Here is a 17,524-nt window from a genome sequence, read left to right on the forward strand (position 1 = left end):
GGTCAGTCTAGGCGGAGCCGGGTCGCTCAGACGACGGCGAGGGCGGTGACGGGGACGTCGCCCGCCGTCTCGCGGCCGGGCAGGAAGGACAGCTCCATCAGCACCGCGACCCCGACGGTCTCACCGCCGCACGCGGCGATGAGCTCGCGGGTCGCGGCGACGGTGCCGCCGGTGGCCAGGACGTCGTCGACGAGCAGCACCCGCTCCCCCGGCGCCACGGCGTCGCAGTGGACCTCGAGGGTCGCCTCGCCGTACTCGAGCGCGTAGGAGACCGCGTGGGTGGGCCCGGGGAGCTTGCCGGCCTTGCGCACCGGGACGAACCCCACGCCGAGGGCCAGGGCGACGGGGGCCCCGACGATGAACCCCCGGGCCTCCATGCCGACCACCTTGTCGACGACGACCCGGCCCTCGCCGTCGCGCCCGGCGGCGGCGAGCCCGTCGACCACCGCGGCGAACCCGGCCGGGTCGGACAGCAGCGGCGTGATGTCCTTGAAGACGATGCCCGGCTCGGGATAGTCGGGGACGTCACGGACGAGGCGGTGGAGCGCGTCGGACGCCGCTCCCACCGCTACTTCCCGCGCTTGGACTTGGGCTGACGCGACGGCTGCACGCGCCCGGAGCTGCCGCTCTGGCCGAGCGGGCCGCGGGCCGGCGGCACGGTGCGACCGCGACCGGGCTCGGTCGGCTCGGCCGGCGGGCGCGCCTTGGTCAGTCGCGGCGCCGACGTCTCGAGCTCGTCGTCGTGCTCGTCGACCGGTTCACCGTCGGGGTCGTCCTGCACGGGCAGGTCGTCGGCGAAGGCGGGGACGGCGGCGTAGGGGTCGGCCTGGGCCCGCGCGCGGGCCTTGGCCCGCCGCTCGGCGAGCTTGACCTCGTCCTCGCCCGACTTCAGGTGCACGAGCACGCGCGGGGCCAGGATCACCGAGGAGTAGACGCCGACGGCCATGCCGACGAACTGCGACAGCGCGAGGTCCTGCAGCGAGCTGGCGCCGAGCTGGGCGGCGCTGACCCACAGGATGGCGCCGATCGGGATCAGCGCGACGATGCCGGTGTTGACCGAGCGGACCAGCGTCTGGTTGACCGCGAGGTTGGCGGCCTCGGCGTACGTCTGACGGTTCTTGCGCATGTCGCGCGTGTTTTCCTTGATCTTGTCGAACACCACGACGGTGTCGTAGAGCGAGAAGCCGAGGATCGCCAGCAGTCCGGTGACGGCGGCTGGGGTGACCTGGAAGCCCGAGAGCGCGTAGACGCCCATCGTGATGGTCACGTCGTGCACGAGGGCGACGAACGCCGCCAGCGACATCTTCCACTCGCGGAAGTAGAAGCCGATGAAGATGAGCACCAGCACCAGGAACACGATCACGCCGAGGATCGCGCGGTTGGCGACCTCCTGGCCCCAGCTGGCGCCGAGCTCGGAGAGGTTGACCTGGCTGGTGGGCACGTCGATGACGGTCTGGATCGCCGTCAGCACCTCGTCACTCTGCGAGGCGCTGAGCTCCTCGACCTGGACCAGGATCGCGTCGCCCGCGGTGGTCACCACGGCGCCCTCGGTGCCGGGCACGTCGGTGTCGACCACGGTGTCGCGGACCTTCTCGGCCAGGGCCTGCGAGCTGCCGTCGGTCGTGGGCACCCGGAACTCGGTGCCGCCGGTGAACTCGATGCCGAAGTTGAGGCCCTTGACGATCAGGGCGAGGAAGGCGAGCGCCACGATGCCGCCGGTGATGGCGTACCAGAGGGTCCGCTTGTGGACGAAGTCGTAGGACTTGCGTCCGGTGTAGAGATCGTTGCCGAGTCTCGATGCCTTGCCCATCAGGCCGGCCCTCCTGCGGTGGTCGGGGTGGTGCGGGCGGGCCTCGGCGGCCCGTCGATGCCGAGGGTCTCGGGGCTGAGGCCCGAGAGTCGGTGGCCGGAGTTGAAGAAGGTGAAGCGGGCCAGCCACGACACCATCGGCTTGGTGAACCAGAACAGGATCGCGAGGTCGACCAGGGTGGTCAGGCCGAGCGCGAACCCGAAGCCCTTCACCGCGCCGGTGGCGAAGATGTAGAGCACCGCCGCCGACAGCAGCGAGACGACCTGGGCAGCGAGCCGGGTGACCTTGGCGCGCTTCCAGCCGGTCTCGACCGCGACGCGCATCGACTTGCCCTCGCGCATCTCGTCTCGGATGCGTTCGAAGAAGATGATGAAGGAGTCGGCGGTGACACCGACGGCGATGATCAGGCCGGCGATGCCGGGCAGGGTGAGCACGAACCCGGCGGTCTCGCTGAGCAGCAGGACCAGCGCGTAGGTCACGGCCGAGGCCGACAGCAGCGAGGCCACGACGACCAGGCCGAGGCCGCGGTAGTAGAGCAGGCAGTAGATCAGCACCAGCGCGAGACCGAAGGCACCGGCGGTGAGGCCGGCGGAGAGCTGGTCTCCGGCCAGGGAGGGCCCGATGGTCTCGGTGTTGGCGTCGAACTGGATCGGCAGCGAGCCGTACTTGAGGCTGGTCGCGAGGCTGCGGGCCTCGGACTCGCTGAAGTTGCCGCTGATCTCGGCGTTGCCGTCGGAGATCACCGAGCTGAAGTAGGGCGCGGACAGCACGACGCCGTCGAGCACCATCGCGAAGTTCTCGCCGCTCTGACCCTTGGTCAGCTGGCTGGACACGTCGGCGAAGGCCTTCTCGCCCTTGCCGCCGATGTCGAGGGTCACGGAGTACCGCAGCGCGCCCTGCGGGATCTGGTAGGACGCGTTCTTGAGGTCGGTGCCCTGGATGACGGCGGGCGAGAGGAGGTACTTGGACGGACCCGAGTCGGGGAGATCGGGGTCGGTCGACTTCTGAGCGGCCTCGCAGGCGACCAGGGGCTTGGTCGGGTCGTCGGCGGGCACCTCGGGCGCGGACTTCGCCGCCTTGGCCTCGGGGGTCAGCGCGATCGTGCCGTCGTTGGCGCAGGTGTAGGCGTTGAACAGCGTGACGTCGGCCGCGCTGTAGCCACCGCGCATGAACGCGATCGCGTCGTCGACCGGGACGACGGCGTTGGAGTCGAACGTCTCGGCGTCGGGAGCCGTGGGCGTCGCGCCGTCGGTCGCGCTGGGCGTGTCGGTGGGCGTCGCGCCCGGCGTCTCGGTGGACGTCGCGCTGGGCGACTCGGAGGGGGCCTCGCTCGTGTTAGCGGAGGGCGAGTCGGTCGGGCTGGCGGTGCCGCTGCCGGCGAAGCCCGGGGCCACGCGGTTGGCGGAGGTCGGCGCCTCGGCCGGCGTGGTCGCGTCACCCTCGGGACTGGCGCTGCCGCTCGGGTCGGCGGGGACCGAGACGGTCGGGTCGGCCGTCGGGTCGGCGGTCTGCGGGATCGACGGGGTGGCGGCGCTCGGGTCGGAGCAGGTGTCGCGGCAGGCCACCAGCCGGAACCGCAGCTGCGCGGCGCGCTGGACGGTCGCGACGAGGTCGCGACGCGGGTCGCCCGGGATCTCGACGACGATGTTGGAGTTGCTGGTCTGGACCTCGGCCTCGGAGATGCCCGAGCCGTTGACGCGCGCGTCGATGATCTTGCGCGCTTCCTCGAGGTTGTCGTTGCTCGGGTCGCCCTTGGACTTGAGGGTGATCCGGGTGCCGCCCTGCAGGTCGAGGCCGAGGTCGGGCTTCCAGGCGCTCGAGTTTCCGCTGCTGGTCGCACCAGCCAGGGCCACGAGGCCGTAGAGGATCGCTGTGCCCAGGAGGAACACCAGCAAGGTGCGCCCCGGTCGGGCCTGCTTCTTCGCCACGTGTGTCAGTTCTCCTCGGGCTCGGGCGTCGACGTCTTGGCGTCGCTCGTCGTGGGGTGCGCCGTCTTGCGCAGGTCGGTGGTGGGCTCGGGGGTCTCGGGAGCCCGGTCGGGCTCGAGTCCGCCGACGGCGCCGAGGGCGACGGTGACCGTCGTCCCGGGCGCGAGCTCGATGTCGGCGCGGTCGTCGTGGAGGGCGCGGATCGTGCCGAAGAAGCCCGACGTCAGCAGCACCCGGTCACCGACGGCGAGGGCGGCCTGCATCGAGCGGCGCTCGCGCTCTCGGCGTACGCCTGGACGGATGACAAGGAGCCAGAAGACGAGCGCGATGCCCAGGATGGGCAGAACGGGGGCGAACCCTTCCACGAACGAGACCTCTCAGCAGGCAGGAGCACGGGCCGCGAGAGCGCGACGCGACCGACGGGGAAGTGTAACCGTGGGGGTGTGTCCCCCGACCAATCGCCCGCCAGGGGCAACAACGGGCGAGGGACGGACAGAGTTCCGCGAACGCCCACCCGGCCACGCACGCGCCTCAAGCGTCCGTGGCCGGGCCGTCAAGGTCGATCCGGACGGTCAGCCGTCCTTGGAGTCACTAGTTGTAGGGGTTCTCGTAGTCCGAGTATGAGTTGGTGCAGTCGACGCCCGCGTAGCAGGTGTCGCTCTCCTGCAACCGGAACATGAGCCACTCGAGCTTGCCGCTGACGGTGATGGTCTTCTCGAATGAGACATAGCCCGTGCCGCAGCCGTTGGCGTCGTCACCCATGAACGGGGTGCCGATGGAGGTGGTGCCGTTCTTGGCGCCGGACGCGTAGAGCCGGGCCTCCTGGCCGTCTGCGGGACACGCGTCACGAACTCCGCCCGACACGACTGCGGTACTCCGAGACACCCAGTGAATCCTCACGTTGGCGAAAGCCTGTCCGGCGAACCGGCCGCCCTTCTCCGTAGCCAGGCTGGTGGCGACGGTAGTCGACGCAGCACCCGCCGACGCGACTTCAGGACTGACGAGGAACGACGACGCCATTGCAGCGACTGCTACCCACTTCACCAAGGTCACCGTTGGATCTCCTATGCGCACGCCCGAGTTGGCGGCGCCGAACCTAACATGGCTAGCAATGCGTCCTGAAGCGGACTGGTGGAAGTCGGCTATGGATGCATGACAGGTCAACTGCTGAACAACGGCGGGTCCGAGTCGGGCAGTTTCGGTGCCGTGAGCCCGAGGTGCTCCCACGCCGCCGGAGTGGCGATGCGGCCGCGGGGGGTGCGCGCCAGGAACCCCAGGCGCACCAGGAACGGCTCGGCGACCTCCTCGACCGTCTCGCGCTCCTCGCCGACGGCGACGGCCAACGTCGAGACGCCCACTGGGCCGCCGCCGAAGCGGCGGCAGAGCACGTCGATGACCGCCCGGTCGAGCCGGTCCAGGCCGAGCCGGTCGACCTCGTAGAGGTCGAGCGTGGCGTGGGCGACCGCGAGGGTCACGACGCCGTCGGCCCGGACCTGTGCGTAGTCACGGACCCGACGCAGCAGTCGGTTGGCGATGCGGGGCGTGCCGCGCGAGCGCAGGGCGATCTCGGCGGCCCCCTCGTCGGTCAGGCGTACGCCGAGCAGGTCGGCCGAGCGGTGGATGATCAGGTCGAGCTCGGCGGGGTCGTAGAACTCGAGGTGGCCGGTGAAGCCGAACCGGTCGCGCAGCGGCCCGGGCAGCAGCCCGGCCCGGGTCGTGGCACCGACCAGCGTGAACGGCGGGATCTCGAGCGGGATGGCGGTCGCGCCGGGGCCCTTGCCGATGATGACGTCGACGCGGAAGTCCTCCATCGCGAGGTAGAGCATCTCCTCGGCCGGGCGCGACATCCGGTGGATCTCGTCGATGAAGAGCACGTCGTCCTGGTTGAGACCGGACAGGATCGCCGCCAGGTCGCCGGCGTGGGTGATGGCGGGCCCGCTGGTGAGTCGCAGCGGCGCGGTCATCTCGGCGGCGATGATCATGGCCAGGGTGGTCTTGCCGAGGCCCGGGGGGCCCGAGAGCAGCACGTGGTCGGGAGCGCGGCCGCGCTGGCGCGCGGCCTCGAGGACCAGGCCCAGCTGGTCGCGCACGCGCACCTGGCCGACGACCTCCTCGAGCGTGCGCGGGCGCAGCGCCGCCTCGATGGTGCGCTCGTCGCCCTCCGCCTCGGCGGCGGTGAGCGAGCCGCCGAGGGCGCGCAGGTGCAGCTCCTCGGCAGCCGCGAGGCCGTCCAGCTGGCCCAGGTCGTCCTCGTCCACGTCGTGAGCCTGTCAGGCCTTGCTCAGCGACCGCAGTGCGGCCCGCAGCAGCGCGCCGACGTCGGGGCCGTGGGGCGTCTGGAGGGTGTCGGCCTGGTCGGCCACGGCCTCGATCGCCCGCTCGGCGTCCTTGGGGGTCCACCCGAGCCCGACCAGGCCCTGGTGGACCTGCTCGCGCCACGCGTCGGCGGCCTGCGGGCCACCCGCGGTCGCGCCGGACCGCGCGCCCGTGGGGGCGCCGATGCGGTCCTTGAGCTCGAGGATGATCCGCTGGGCGCCCTTCTGCCCGATGCCGGGGACGCGGGTCAGGGTCTTGACGTCGTCGGCGGCGATGGCGCGGCGCAGGTCGTCTGGGGCGAGCACCGCGGTGATCGCCTGGGCCACCTTGGGCCCGACGCCCGAGGCGGTCTGGACGAGCTCGAACATCGACTTCTCGTCGTCGTCGACGAACCCGAACAGGGTCAGGGAGTCCTCGCGCACGACCATGCTCGTCGGCAGCGTCGCCGGCTGCCCTGGGCGCAGCGTCGCGAGGGTGCCGGGGGTGCACATCAGCTCGAGGCCGACGCCCCCGACGTCGACGACGGCGCTGGTGAGGGAGACGGCGGCGACCTGGCCGCGGACGTAGGCGATCACGAGATTCCCCTTCGGGCCGTGGGTCGGGCTTGGCTGGGCGGTCGAGCCTGACTAGGTGGTCGGGCCTGTCGGGACCCGGCGGCGGCGAGCGCCGCGTCGATGCGGGCCTGCGCTCCCCCGCGCCAGATGTGGGTGATGGCCAGGGCGAGCGCGTCGGCGGCGTCAGCGGGCTTGGGCATCGCGTCGAGCCGCAGGATGCGGGTGACCATGGCGCCGACCTGCGCCTTGTCGGCGCGCCCGTTGCCCGACACGGCGGCCTTGACCTCGCTCGGGGTGTGCAGGGCGACGGGGATGCCACGCCGCGCGGCGCAGACCATGGCGATGCCGCTGGCCTGGGCGGTGCCCATGACGGTGCTGACGTCGGAGCGGGCGAAGACCCGCTCGATCGCGACCGCGTCGGGCTGGTGCTCCTCGATCCAGGCGTCGACGCCCTTCTCGATGGTGACCAGTCGCGTGGGCACGGCCAGCGTGGAGGAGGTGCGGATGACGTTGACGTCGACGAGGCGCAGCGGCTTGCCCACGTCGCCCTCGACGACCCCCATGCCCATCCGGGTCAACCCGGGGTCGATGCCCAGCACCCGCACGCGCGCACCCCTCACCATCTCGTCCGTCGAACGTGTGTTCGGGAGGAACGTTAGGTGCAGCACGTCGATCTTCCGGTCCGACACGCGGGAGGGTCCGCAGATCGCCTGCGGTGGTCTCGAGACGCGTCGCTCCTCAACCTTCGCTCAGGCGAGCTCCAGCTCCGCCAGCACGTCGTCGGAGACGTCGTAGTTGGCGTAGATGTTCTGGACGTCGTCGAGGTCCTCGAGCACGTCGATGAGCTGGAAGACCTTGCCGGCCCCCTCGGCGTCGAGGCCGACCTTGTTGTCGGGCACGAACGAGGCGTCGGCGGCGTCGTAGTCGATGCCGGCGGCCTGGAGCGCGGTGCGTACGCCGACCAGGTCGTTGGACTCGCTGATGACCTCGAGCTTGTCTCCGAGGTCGTTGACCTCGTCGGCGCCGGCCTCGAGGGTGGCCTCGAGGACGTCGTCCTCACCGATGGTCTTGCCGTCCTGCTCGACCGGCACGAGCACGACGCCCTTGCGGTTGAACAGGAACGACACCGAGCCGGGGTCGGCCAGGGATCCGCCGTTGCGCGACATGGCGGTGCGGACCTCCATCGCGGCGCGGTTCTTGTTGTCGGTGAGGCACTCGATGAGGATCGCGACACCGCCGGGGCCGTAGCCCTCGTACATGATCGTCTGGTAGTCGGCACCGCCGGTCTCGGCGCCGGAGCCCCGCTTGACCGCACGGTCGATGTTGTCCTTGGTGACCGACGACTTCTTCGCCTTCTGGATGGCGTCGAACAGCGTCGGGTTGCCCGACGGGTCTCCCCCGCCCATGCGCGCAGCGACCTCGATGTTCTTGATCAGCTTGGTCGTCATCTTGCTGCGCTTGGAGTCGAGCGCGGCCTTCTTGTGCTTCGTGGTCGCCCACTTGGAGTGCCCGGACATGCGCTACCTCTTCTAGATCTGCGTCACGAGGTCCACGAACAGTCCGTGGACCCGGGGGTCGTCGCCCACCTCGGGATGGAAGGACGTCGCCATGAGCGGGCCCTGTCGCACCATGACGATCCTATCCAGGACCTCGCCGTCGTGACCGTCGACCTCGACGCGCGCCAGCACCTCGACGTCGGGACCCGTCGACTCGACCCACGGCGCGCGGATGAACACCCCGTGGACCGGGGCGTCGAGGCCGGTCACCGAGACGGGTCCCTCGAACGAGTCGACCTGGCGCCCGAAGGCGTTGCGTCGCACGGTGACGTCGAGCCCGCCGATGGTCTCCTGGCCGGCGGCGCCGTCGAGGATCCGGTCGGCGAGCAGGATCATCCCGGCGCAGGTGCCGAGCACCGGGCGGCCGTCCGCGACGTGACGGCGCAACGGTGCGAGCAGGTCGAAGGTACGGGCCAGCGTGGCCATCGTCGTCGACTCCCCACCCGGCAGCACGAGGCCGTCGACCGCCTCGAGCTCGGCGGGGCGTCGTACGGCGACCGCGCGGACGTCGAGGGAGGCGAGAGCGCGGAGGTGCTCACGCACGTCGCCCTGCAGGGCGAGCACCCCGATGGTGGGGCCGGAGGGGATGCTCATCCGAGGGATCGTAGGGAGCGACGCGCGCCGCTCGACACCGGGGCTCAGGAGGTGGCCAGGCGCAGGAACCGGAGGCGGCCGAGCCGGCCGTCCACGGGGAACGGCGTGGGGCCCTTGGGTCCGAGCGCGAGGTAGGCGCCGTCCTTGGCGTCGGGCCACGTCGGCAGCCCGGCGACCTCGGGACGCCCGGTGCGGGCGAAGGCCACGAGGTAGTCGGCGACGGCGTCGGAGAGCTCGCCGTCGCGACCATCGGTGACGGTGTCGAAGACGTAGTCGGCGTCGGAGCCGTGCCCGGAGGACGTCGAGGCGGCGAACAGGTAGCGGAACGCCGGGGCCCTGCGGGCGTGGGTGAGCGACTTCGCGACGGCCGGCAGGTCGAAGACGACGTCGTCGAGCACCTCGCCGGCGTAGTCGTCGCCGTAGCGCTTGACGAGACGGGCGTGCCGGATGCCGCCGAGCTTGTTGCGCACTGCCCCGGGGGCGATGCCGCGCGCGCGGAACCTGGCGTCGGAGAACTCGTCGCGCATGGTGCCGGTGAGGTAGGGCACCGCCGCCTCCTCGCCCCGCTGGAAGGCGACCGACGCGGACCGTGGCAGCACCTCGTCGAGGACCGGGGCGTCGCCGACGAACGTGCTGAAGGTCGACGACAGCAGCGCCTCGGCCGGCAGCTCGCGCAGCTCGTCGGCGGTGAGGTCGGGGAACGCGGATCCCCCGCGGTGACGGGCCGCCTTCAGCGGGAGCGCGCGGGCGTCGGTCGGCGCGGACTGGCTGATGGCCTTGTCGAAGAGGCCCTCGGCTGCCGGCGAGACCATCAGGGCGTTGACGGACATCGCACCGGCCGAGGCACCGGCGAGGGTGACGTTGTCGGCGTCACCGCCGAACGCCGCGATGTTGTCGCGGACCCAGGACAGGGCGGCGACCTGGTCGAGGAGACCGAAGTTGGCGATGCCGCCGGGCAGCGACGGGTGGGCGAAGAACCCGAGGCGCCCCAGGCGGTAGTTGACCGTGACCAGCACGATGCCGCGCGTGACCAGGTTGTCGGCCCTGCTCGACACGGCGTTGCCGCTGCCCTGGACGAACCCGCCGCCGTGCAGGTAGACGACCACCGGCAGGCCCTCGCTGGTGTCGTCGGGACGATCGACGTTGAGGTAGAGGCAGTCCTCGCCGGACCCGGCCCGCTGCGTCAGCTCGTCGGCGCCGAACCGGTAGGGCTCGGGCTGGGTGCAGGTCCTGCCGAACCCCACGGCCTGACGGGTGCCCTCCCAGGGTGCGGGCGGCTGCGGCGGCTGCCAGCGCAGCGGGCCGGTCGGCGGGGCGGCGTACGGCAGGCCGCGCCAGGACCGGATGGTCCCGTCGGTGATGCTCTGCACCCGTCCCGACGAGGTGACGGCGACACCGGCCACCGACTCGTCGCCGCCGGAGGATCGCTCTCGGTCGGAGGGCGGGCGGACGACGACCAGGACGATCGCGATGACCAGGAGGGCCGCCGCAGCGAAGACAACCAGGGTCGGGAGGACGGAACGGCGCACGTGAGGGCGCTGCTACCAGCCGCGCTCGGCGAGGCGGTGGGGCTGCGGGATGTCCTCGACGTTGATGCCGACCATGGCCTCGCCCAGGCCCCGCGAGACCTTGGCGACCATCGCCGGGTCGTCGTGGAACGTGGTGGCCTTGACGATGGCCTCGGCGCGCTGGGCCGGGTTGCCGGACTTGAAGATGCCGGAGCCGACGAACACGCCCTCGGCGCCGAGCTGCATCATCATCGCCGCGTCGGCCGGGGTGGCGATGCCGCCGGCGGTGAAGAGCACGACCGGCAGCTTGCCCGCACGGGCGACCTCGGCCACCAGGTCGTAGGGCGCCTGGAGCTCCTTGGCGGCGACGTAGAGCTCGTCGGCCTGCAGCGAGGCGAGTCGGCGGATCTCACCGAGGATCGTGCGCATGTGGGTGACCGCGTTGGAGACGTCGCCGGTGCCGGCCTCGCCCTTGGAGCGGATCATCGCCGCGCCCTCGGTGATGCGGCGCAGCGCCTCGCCCAGGTTGGTCGCGCCACACACGAACGGGGCGGTGAACGCCCACTTGTCGATGTGGTTGGCGTAGTCGGCCGGGGTCAGCACCTCGGACTCGTCGATGTAGTCGACCCCGAGGCTCTGGAGCACCTGCGCCTCGGCGAAGTGGCCGATGCGGGCCTTGGCCATCACCGGGATCGAGACGGTCTCGATGATCGAGTCGATCATGTCGGGGTCGCTCATCCGGCTGACGCCACCCTGGGCCCGGATGTCGGCGGGGACCCGCTCGAGGGCCATCACGGCGACGGCGCCGGCGTCCTCGGCGATCTTGGCCTGCTCGGCGGTGACGACGTCCATGATGACGCCGCCCTTGAGCATCTCGGCCATGCCGCGCTTGACCCGGTTGGTGCCGGTCCCGGGGGTGCCGGTGGTGTCCGCGTCGGGCGAGGAGTCGTGCGAGGAGTCGACCATGTCGGCGATCCTAGGCGCGTCAGACGGGGTCTGCCGACGCGGGGCCACCCGGTGGGGTGGGGGGCGTGGGAGCCGGTTCGGCGGCGTCGAGCAGCACCGCCTGGCGGTGGACCTTCCGCACCCGGAACACCACGGTGTAGGTGTTGGCGACCACGAGGACCCACAGGGCGCCGTACATCAGGATCGGCAGGTCGAAGATCGCCCCGAGCCCCGTCATCACCAGGATCAGGACCAGCCGGTCGGCGCGCTCGGCGATGCCGCCCTTGGCGTCCATGCCGAGCGACTCGGCGCGGGCGCGGGCGTAGGAGGTGACCGACCCCATCACCAGGCAGTAGATCGAGACGCACTCGTAGAGGTAGCTGTCGCCGGGGCCGGCGAAGTAGAGCGCGAGCCCCCCGAAGATCGCCCCGTCGCCGAAGCGGTCGAGCGTGGAGTCCCAGAAGGCCCCGAACTTGGAGGACCGGCCGAGCTCGCGCGCCATCTTGCCGTCGATGAGGTCGCTGAAGACGAAGGCGGTGATGAACAGGACGCCGGCCAGCAGGTGCCCGGTCGGGAAGAACACCAGCGCGCCCGTGCAGACGCCGACGGTCCCGACGAAGGTCACCGTGTTGGGGCTGATGCCCCACCGGATGAAGAGCCGGACGGCGGGCAGGAGCACGACGCCCTGCCAGAAGTCCTTGAACCGGTCCAGGAAGCTCGTCTGCAGCACGGCAGCAGGCTAGTGGTGCGAGGGGTAGTGTCCGAAGACGGAGCCGTCCAGGCTCTCCATCAGAGGATTCCGCATGAGCGACAAGTCGCCGCGCCAGGGAATGACCAAGAAGACCGGCAAGTCCATCAAGGAGAAGCGCGCCGACAAGAAGGGCAAGGCGGCCGGCGACAGCTCGGCCATCGTCGAGACGCCCGGCAAGCGCCGCTAGCGGGTCATCCCACCCAGCTGTTCGCCAGCAACCCGCGGGTGTCGGCGAGCAGCTCGGGCAGGGTGCGGGTGCGCCCGATGATCGGCATGAAGTTCTGGTCGCCGGGCCAGCGCGGCACGACGTGCTGGTGCAGGTGGGCCGCGATGCCGGCGCCCGCGACCTCGCCCTGGTTCATCCCGACGTTGAAGCCACCGGCGCCCGAGGCCGCGCGCACGGTGCGCATCGCCTGGCGGGTGAGGTCGGCGATCTCGGCGGCCTCCTCGTCGGTGGTGTCGGTGTAGTCGGGGATGTGCCGGTAGGGACAGACCATCAGGTGTCCCGGCGAGTAGGGGTAGAGGTTGAGCACGACGAACGCCAGCCGCCCCCGTCGTACGACGAGCCCGGCGGCGTCGTCGAGGCCGGGGATCCGGCAGAACGGGCACTGGGGCGAGGAGTCGTCGGACGGCTTGTTCTCGCCGCGGATGTAGGCCATCCGGTGCGGGGTCCAGAGGCGCTCGAGGCCGTCGGGCTCCCCCGCGCCGTCCTGCTGGAGCGTCATGCGGTCGGCTCCGTGGTCGCCGGGAGCAGCTCGACGAGCGGCAGGTCGGGGTCGATCGTCAGGCCGAGCCGGCGGGCGTGGCCGTCGAGGAGGTTCCAGACCGACTGGGCGAGCAGGTCGACCAGCACGGGCGCCGCGGGGAGCCGGGGCTCCCGCGACACCCAGCGGCGTACGGCGCCGAAGACGGCTCCGACCAGCCCGTGCGCCAGGGGGTCGACGAGGGACCGCTCGTCGTCGTCGAGCTCGGCGCCGAGCAGCGCGATCGCGAGCTCGAGGATGTCGGTGACGGCGTGCGCGATGCGGTCGGTGCCCTGCTCGAAGGGTCCGGAGAGCTCCTGGGCGGCGAACGCGTGGGCCGCGGGGTGCGCGACCACCCAGTCGACGTAGGCGGCGATGATGCGCCGGATGATCTGGTTGACCGTGCCGTCGAGCGTGACCTCGGGGACCAGCCCGGCTGTGAGGTCGTCGGCGATGTGGGCGCGGATGGCGCGGTCGAGGTCGGCGCGGTCCTCGAAGTGGCGGTAGACGACGGTGCGGTTGAGCCCGGCACGCGCGGCGATCTGCTGGACGTGGAACTCGGCGCCCGGCTCGCCCTCGCCGATGACGGCGAGCGCGGCGTCGAGGATCGTGGCGCGTCGCTCGGCGTTGTGCTTGTCCCAGCGGACCTGCCGGCCGTCCTGCTGCACCATGTCACCTCGCCCGCCGTGTCGTCTCAGGTGCGCCGGTCGCGCCCCGTGACCAGTCGCCTGAGCGAAGGGTAGCCGCGTCGGTCGGGACCGGCTGCGGACGGTGGGTGGGCCACCCGCGTCATCTCGTCGACATCGACGATCTTGGCCCGGGGCCGCCCGCGGCGCTCCCCGCGGCGACGCTCCTCGGCGTCGATCGCGCGCCACCCGGCGAGGTCGACGAGGTCGGGTCGGCGTCCGGCGACGACGGCCGCGATCGACGCGGCGGTGCCGACGGGGGCCGGGAGGCCGCTGACGGACTCGTCAGGGTCGTCGAGGTCGTCGAGCAGGGAGGCCACGGTCTCCTCGGCGCACGACTTGTTGGTGCCGATGAACCCGGTCGGCCCGCGCTTGACCCACCCGGCGACGTACAGGCCGGGGCGGACGCGGCCGGCGACGTGGGGCACGGTGCCGGTGGCCTCGTCGTGGGGCAGGTCGCGGACGGGCCGGCCCCGGTAGCCGATGGCACGCAGCACGATGTCGGCGTCGACGACCTCGGTCGTGCCGTCGCGCTCGACCTCGACACCTCGGACACCGGTGGTCGCGTCGCCGAGGATGCGGGTCGGGCGGGTGTGGAACCGCAGCACGATCCGGCGTACGCCGTGGTGCGCGGGGGTCACCGGCCGCGACGCCAGCCGGGCGAGGACCTCCAGCTTGCGGGTGCCGGTCGGGAGCGATGCTCCCCCGGTGTCGACCACGACGTCGAGAGCACCGCTCTCGGCCAGTCCGGCGAGGCCGACGAGCTCGGGCAGCGTGAAGGCGGCGTCGGCCGGCCCGCGCCGGCCCAGGACGACGACCTCGCGCACCCCGCTGCGGCACAGCGCGGCCCACGGGAGCGCGGCGATGTCGGTGTGCTCGAGGGCGGACGGGTCGAGGGCGAGGATCCGGGCCACGTCGAGCGCGACGTTGCCGTTGCCGACCACGACGGCCCGCCCCGAGGCACCGTCGAGCGGGACCTCGAGGTCGACCTGGTCGGGGTGGCCGTTGTACCAGCCGACGAGGTCGGTCGCCGACAGCGAGCCCCGCAGGTGCTCGCCGTCGATGCCGAGGCTCCGGTCGGCGCTGGCGCCGACGGCGTAGACCACGGCGTCGTACTGGGCCTGCAGCTCGGCGAGGGTCAGGTCGCGCCCGATCTCGACGCCGAGGAAGTAGCGGAAGCCGGGCTGCTCCTCGATGGCGCGGAACAGCCTCTCGACCTGCTTGGTGTGCTGGTGGTCGGGGGCGACCCCGGCCCGCACCAGGCCGTACGGCGTCGGCAGCCGGTCATAGACGTCGACGCTGATCTCGGGGTGCTTGAGCAGCTCGTCGGCGGTGTAGAGCCCGGCCGGTCCGGCGCCGACGATCGCGACGCGGCGGCGTCCGCCGCGGCCAAGCCGGCGCTGCGGGACCGTCGCCGCGAGCGGACGGCGGTCGAGGTGGGGGAAGCAGTCGTAGTAGTCGGCGTTGATCGCGACGAAGGGCTGCTCCTGCGGCGTGAGCACCGAGTCGGGCTTGATGGCGTCGACCGGGCAGGCCGTCGCGCAGGCGCCGCAGCCGACGCAGGCCGTCGCGTCGACGTACAGCATCTCGGCCTCGGCGAAGCCCGGCTCCCCCGGCGCCGGGTGGATGCAGTTGACGGGGCACGCGATGACGCAGGACGCGTCGGCGCAGCAGGACTGCGTGACGACGTAGGCCATGTCAGGCCGCTCAGGCCGCGGCAGACGCCGGCTGGCTGCGGTAGCGCGAGCTCCGGCCGTCGATCCCGAGTGCGCGCCAGACCCGGCGGGAGACGGGGTTCATGATGCCGGTCTCCTCGGCGAGCATCCGAACGTCGCCGAAGAGGTCGCGCAGGAACTTCTGCGAGTCCTCGCTGTCCCAGTAGAGGTCGTCGACGACCGACTTGGGGATGCCCATGTCACGCCGGGCCTTGGCGCTCGGCACGAGGATCTCGTTGCAGAGCCACTTCATCACCACCGGTACGACGATCGAGAGCACCGCTCGCTCGCCACGGCGCAGGCGCGGCGCCTTGTGCACGAGGTATTGGTGGGCGAACCCGATGTGGCGGGCCTCCTCGGCCACGTGGATCTGCATGATCCGCTGCAGCAGCGGGTGCATGCCGTCTCCCGCACGCAGGACGGACTTCTGCACGTGGTCGATCGGCTCCTCGCCGGCGAGCACGCCGTAGAAGAAGCCGAACGGCGCGAGCTTGGCCGCCAGCGGCAGGAGCGGTCCGACGGTCCGGAAGAACCGCGAGCCGCCGCCGACGTCCTGTCCGGAGCGGTTGACGAACTCCTGGAACATCTGCGTGTGGTGGCACTCCTCGGTCGCCTCGTGGGTGGCGTAGCGGAACTCGGCCGAGCCGTTGGGCAGCGTGAGCGCGTAGTTCATCAGCCCGGCGATGAGGATCTGCTCGAACTGCAGCCCGACCTTGGTCACGTTGGCCTGTCGGTAGATCCCGATCCTGATCTGCTCGTCACGGGGCAGTGCCTGGTACCACGGGTGGCGCCCGAGCACGTCGACCTCGGGCAGGATCCACCGCTCGTCGGTGGGGTCGATCGCGTGGTCCGGGTCGTCCCAGTCGATGTCGAGGAAGGCGTCGAAGTGCTGCTCGACCGACGCCTCGCTGAGCGTGCGCAGTCGCTCCTCGTAGGTGAGGAACGGGTCGCCGGCCTGTGGCTCGAGCGTGCTGGTCATGGGGGTCACCTCTCGTCGACGGAGCGATCTCCCCCGACGTTAGTGCGACACGACGTCTAGGTAAAGGGTGTGTGCGACATCGAGTCCCGATAACCCGTTCAGAGCACGTGCTCGCCGTACATCTCGCCGAGCGGGTCGGCGATCAGCTCGATCCGAGCACCGTCGGGGTCGCGGAAGTAGACCGAGACCCCGCTGTGCACGACGTGCTCGACGCCGGCGGCCTCGAGCTTGGCGACCAGCCGGTCCCAGTGGACGGGATCGACCGAGATCGCCACGTGGTGCAGGCCGCCCAGCACCTCGGCGTACGGACCGACGTCGAGCCCCGGGAAGTCGAAGAACGCCAGCAGGTTGCCGTTGCCGAGGTCGAAGAAGAAGTGCGACGACCCGGGGTAGTCGCGGTTGTCGATGAGCTCGGTGAGCGGGAACTCCAGCAGGTCCTGGTAGAAGCGGATCGTCGTCTCGACGTCGCTGCTGATCAGCGCGGTGTGGTGGAGGCCGCGCGCCGACGAGGCCGGCCGCTCCCCCGCCGGGCGCAGGTGGGTCGCGCGGATGCGGACACGCTCGGCCTCGATCGCGGTGAGGTCGTGGTCGGTCATGACGGTCTCCTTCAGGACGCGATCCCGGCGTGCATCTCCCACACCAGGATCTCGGCGGACTCGGTGGCGGTGACGCGCTGGCCGCCGGTGGCGGTGAAGCGGACGGCGTCGCCGGTGGCGAGCGGACCCGCGCCCTCGAGCGTGACGGCACCGCGTGGCACGAACAGGTGGAGGTACGGCGCCTCGGGCAGCTGCACGGACCGGCCGGGCTCGAGGCGCGCGGCATGCAGGGCGGCGTACTTGTTGCGGATGCGGATCGCGGCATTGCCGGCGTGCGCGGCCATGCCGGAGGCGACGGGCACGAGAGCACCGCTCATCAGGTCGGCGTCGATCTCGAGCTGCTCGTAGCCGGGGACGACGCCGCTCTCGTCGGGCACGACCCACATCTGTACGAAGTGCACGGGCTCGTCGTGCGGCTTGCTGCTGTCGGCCTCCCCGCCCGACAGGCGCCAGGAGTCGTTCTTCTCCGAGTGCTGGATGCCGCGCCCGGCGCTCATCCGCTGGGCCAGGCCGGGGTAGATCAGCCCGTGGTGGCCGGTGGAGTCCTGGTGCACGAGGGAGCCGCGCATCACCCAGGTGACGATCTCCATGTCGCGGTGGGGGTGGGTGTCGAAGCCGGTGCCGGCGTCGACGACGTCGTCGTTGTTGACCAGCAGCAGCCCGTGGTGGGTGTTGGTGCGGTCATGGTGGTGGCCGAACGAGAACGAGTGCTTGCTGTCGAGCCAGCCGAAGTTGCTGGCGAACCGGTCCGCAGCGCGGCGTACGTCGACGGTGGGCTCGATCTGCATGGTGGTCATGATCGTCCCAACTTAGGTGACACGTCAACTATTCCGGTAGGATCGG

The 17,524-nt window shown here is 71.4% G+C and carries 20 protein-coding genes; 1 reads left to right on the top strand and 19 read right to left on the bottom strand.

All coding sequences use genetic code 11. The annotated features are described in order from the left end of the window. Positions 1-26: 26 nt before the first annotated feature. From FJQ56_RS00525 to pgsA, 13 genes are all read right to left on the bottom strand, one after another. Positions 27-566, bottom strand: coding sequence for an adenine phosphoribosyltransferase (locus FJQ56_RS00525; RefSeq protein ID WP_140007270.1), 540 nt, complete (start codon positions 564-566; stop codon positions 27-29). Between the two features lie 2 nt (positions 567-568). After that, a complete protein-coding gene (gene secF, locus FJQ56_RS00530) occupies positions 569-1,810 on the bottom strand; it encodes a protein translocase subunit SecF (protein ID WP_140007271.1) in 1,242 nt (413 codons plus the stop codon). Next, on the bottom strand, positions 1,810-3,738 hold the full coding sequence (secD, locus tag FJQ56_RS00535; RefSeq protein WP_140007272.1) for a protein translocase subunit SecD: 1,929 nt from the start codon (positions 3,736-3,738) through the stop codon (positions 1,810-1,812). The genes secF and secD overlap by 1 nt, the downstream gene beginning before the upstream one ends. Before the next feature lie 5 nt (positions 3,739-3,743). Next, complete coding sequence (gene yajC, locus FJQ56_RS00540) at positions 3,744-4,103, bottom strand: preprotein translocase subunit YajC (protein ID WP_140007273.1); 360 nt, start codon at positions 4,101-4,103, stop codon at positions 3,744-3,746. Between the two features lie 226 nt (positions 4,104-4,329). Next, positions 4,330-4,623 carry a hypothetical protein gene (locus FJQ56_RS00545; RefSeq protein WP_140007274.1) on the bottom strand — a complete coding sequence of 98 codons (294 nt, stop codon included), beginning with the start codon at positions 4,621-4,623 and terminating at the stop codon, positions 4,330-4,332. 275 nt (positions 4,624-4,898) lie between these two features. Next, positions 4,899-5,939: a Holliday junction branch migration DNA helicase RuvB gene (gene ruvB / locus FJQ56_RS00550; protein ID WP_379142456.1), complete on the bottom strand. Its 1,041-nt coding sequence runs from the start codon at positions 5,937-5,939 to the stop codon at positions 4,899-4,901. A gap of 69 nt (positions 5,940-6,008) precedes the next feature. Beyond that, on the bottom strand, positions 6,009-6,629 hold the full coding sequence (gene ruvA / locus FJQ56_RS00555) for a Holliday junction branch migration protein RuvA (protein WP_140007275.1): 621 nt from the start codon (positions 6,627-6,629) through the stop codon (positions 6,009-6,011). Beyond that, positions 6,626-7,204, bottom strand: coding sequence for a crossover junction endodeoxyribonuclease RuvC (gene ruvC / locus FJQ56_RS00560; RefSeq protein WP_211350857.1), 579 nt, complete (start codon positions 7,202-7,204; stop codon positions 6,626-6,628). Before ruvC ends, ruvA begins: the two co-directional genes overlap by 4 nt. Positions 7,205-7,357: 153 nt before the next feature. Continuing rightward, entirely contained in the window at positions 7,358-8,125 is a 768-nt protein-coding gene (locus tag FJQ56_RS00565; protein ID WP_140007277.1) for a YebC/PmpR family DNA-binding transcriptional regulator, read from the bottom strand. 12 nt (positions 8,126-8,137) lie between these two features. Beyond that, complete coding sequence (pdxT, locus tag FJQ56_RS00570; RefSeq protein WP_140007278.1) at positions 8,138-8,758, bottom strand: pyridoxal 5'-phosphate synthase glutaminase subunit PdxT; 621 nt, start codon at positions 8,756-8,758, stop codon at positions 8,138-8,140. A 44-nt stretch (positions 8,759-8,802) separates the two neighbouring features. Then, the gene (locus FJQ56_RS00575) at positions 8,803-10,287 is read right to left on the bottom strand and encodes a carboxylesterase/lipase family protein (protein WP_140007279.1); all 1,485 of its coding nucleotides are present in this window, start codon (positions 10,285-10,287) and stop codon (positions 8,803-8,805) included. Positions 10,288-10,299: 12 nt separating this feature from the next. Continuing rightward, positions 10,300-11,232 (bottom strand): pyridoxal 5'-phosphate synthase lyase subunit PdxS, encoded by a 933-nt coding sequence (pdxS, locus tag FJQ56_RS00580; protein WP_140007280.1) that lies wholly within the window; start codon positions 11,230-11,232, stop codon positions 10,300-10,302. A 19-nt stretch (positions 11,233-11,251) separates the two neighbouring features. Continuing rightward, a complete protein-coding gene (pgsA, locus tag FJQ56_RS00585) occupies positions 11,252-11,941 on the bottom strand; it encodes a phosphatidylinositol phosphate synthase (protein ID WP_246083924.1) in 690 nt (229 codons plus the stop codon). A 73-nt stretch (positions 11,942-12,014) separates the two neighbouring features. Between pgsA and FJQ56_RS22820 the strand changes: the two genes are divergently transcribed. Then, a complete protein-coding gene (locus FJQ56_RS22820; RefSeq protein WP_281284646.1) occupies positions 12,015-12,149 on the top strand; it encodes a hypothetical protein in 135 nt (44 codons plus the stop codon). 4 nt (positions 12,150-12,153) lie between these two features. Here the strand turns inward: FJQ56_RS22820 and FJQ56_RS00590 are convergent, their stop codons facing one another. The 6 genes from FJQ56_RS00590 to FJQ56_RS00615 form a co-directional block, all read right to left on the bottom strand. Beyond that, positions 12,154-12,687 (bottom strand): HIT family protein, encoded by a 534-nt coding sequence (locus tag FJQ56_RS00590; RefSeq protein WP_140007281.1) that lies wholly within the window; start codon positions 12,685-12,687, stop codon positions 12,154-12,156. Then, a complete protein-coding gene (locus FJQ56_RS00595) occupies positions 12,684-13,376 on the bottom strand; it encodes a TetR/AcrR family transcriptional regulator (protein ID WP_140007282.1) in 693 nt (230 codons plus the stop codon). Before FJQ56_RS00595 ends, FJQ56_RS00590 begins: the two co-directional genes overlap by 4 nt. 23 nt (positions 13,377-13,399) lie before the next feature. Then, a complete protein-coding gene (locus FJQ56_RS00600; protein ID WP_140007283.1) occupies positions 13,400-15,088 on the bottom strand; it encodes an FAD-dependent oxidoreductase in 1,689 nt (562 codons plus the stop codon). Positions 15,089-15,098: 10 nt separating this feature from the next. Beyond that, on the bottom strand, positions 15,099-16,085 hold the full coding sequence (locus FJQ56_RS00605; protein WP_140007284.1) for an AurF N-oxygenase family protein: 987 nt from the start codon (positions 16,083-16,085) through the stop codon (positions 15,099-15,101). Positions 16,086-16,183: 98 nt separating this feature from the next. Next, a complete protein-coding gene (locus FJQ56_RS00610; protein ID WP_140007285.1) occupies positions 16,184-16,681 on the bottom strand; it encodes a VOC family protein in 498 nt (165 codons plus the stop codon). Positions 16,682-16,692: 11 nt separating this feature from the next. Then, positions 16,693-17,478, bottom strand: coding sequence for a pirin family protein (locus FJQ56_RS00615; protein ID WP_140007286.1), 786 nt, complete (start codon positions 17,476-17,478; stop codon positions 16,693-16,695). Between the last annotated feature and the right edge of the window lie 46 nt (positions 17,479-17,524).

Origin of the sequence: Nocardioides plantarum, from assembly GCF_006346395.1 — a bacterium.
GTDB lineage: Bacteria > Actinomycetota > Actinomycetes > Propionibacteriales > Nocardioidaceae > Nocardioides > Nocardioides plantarum.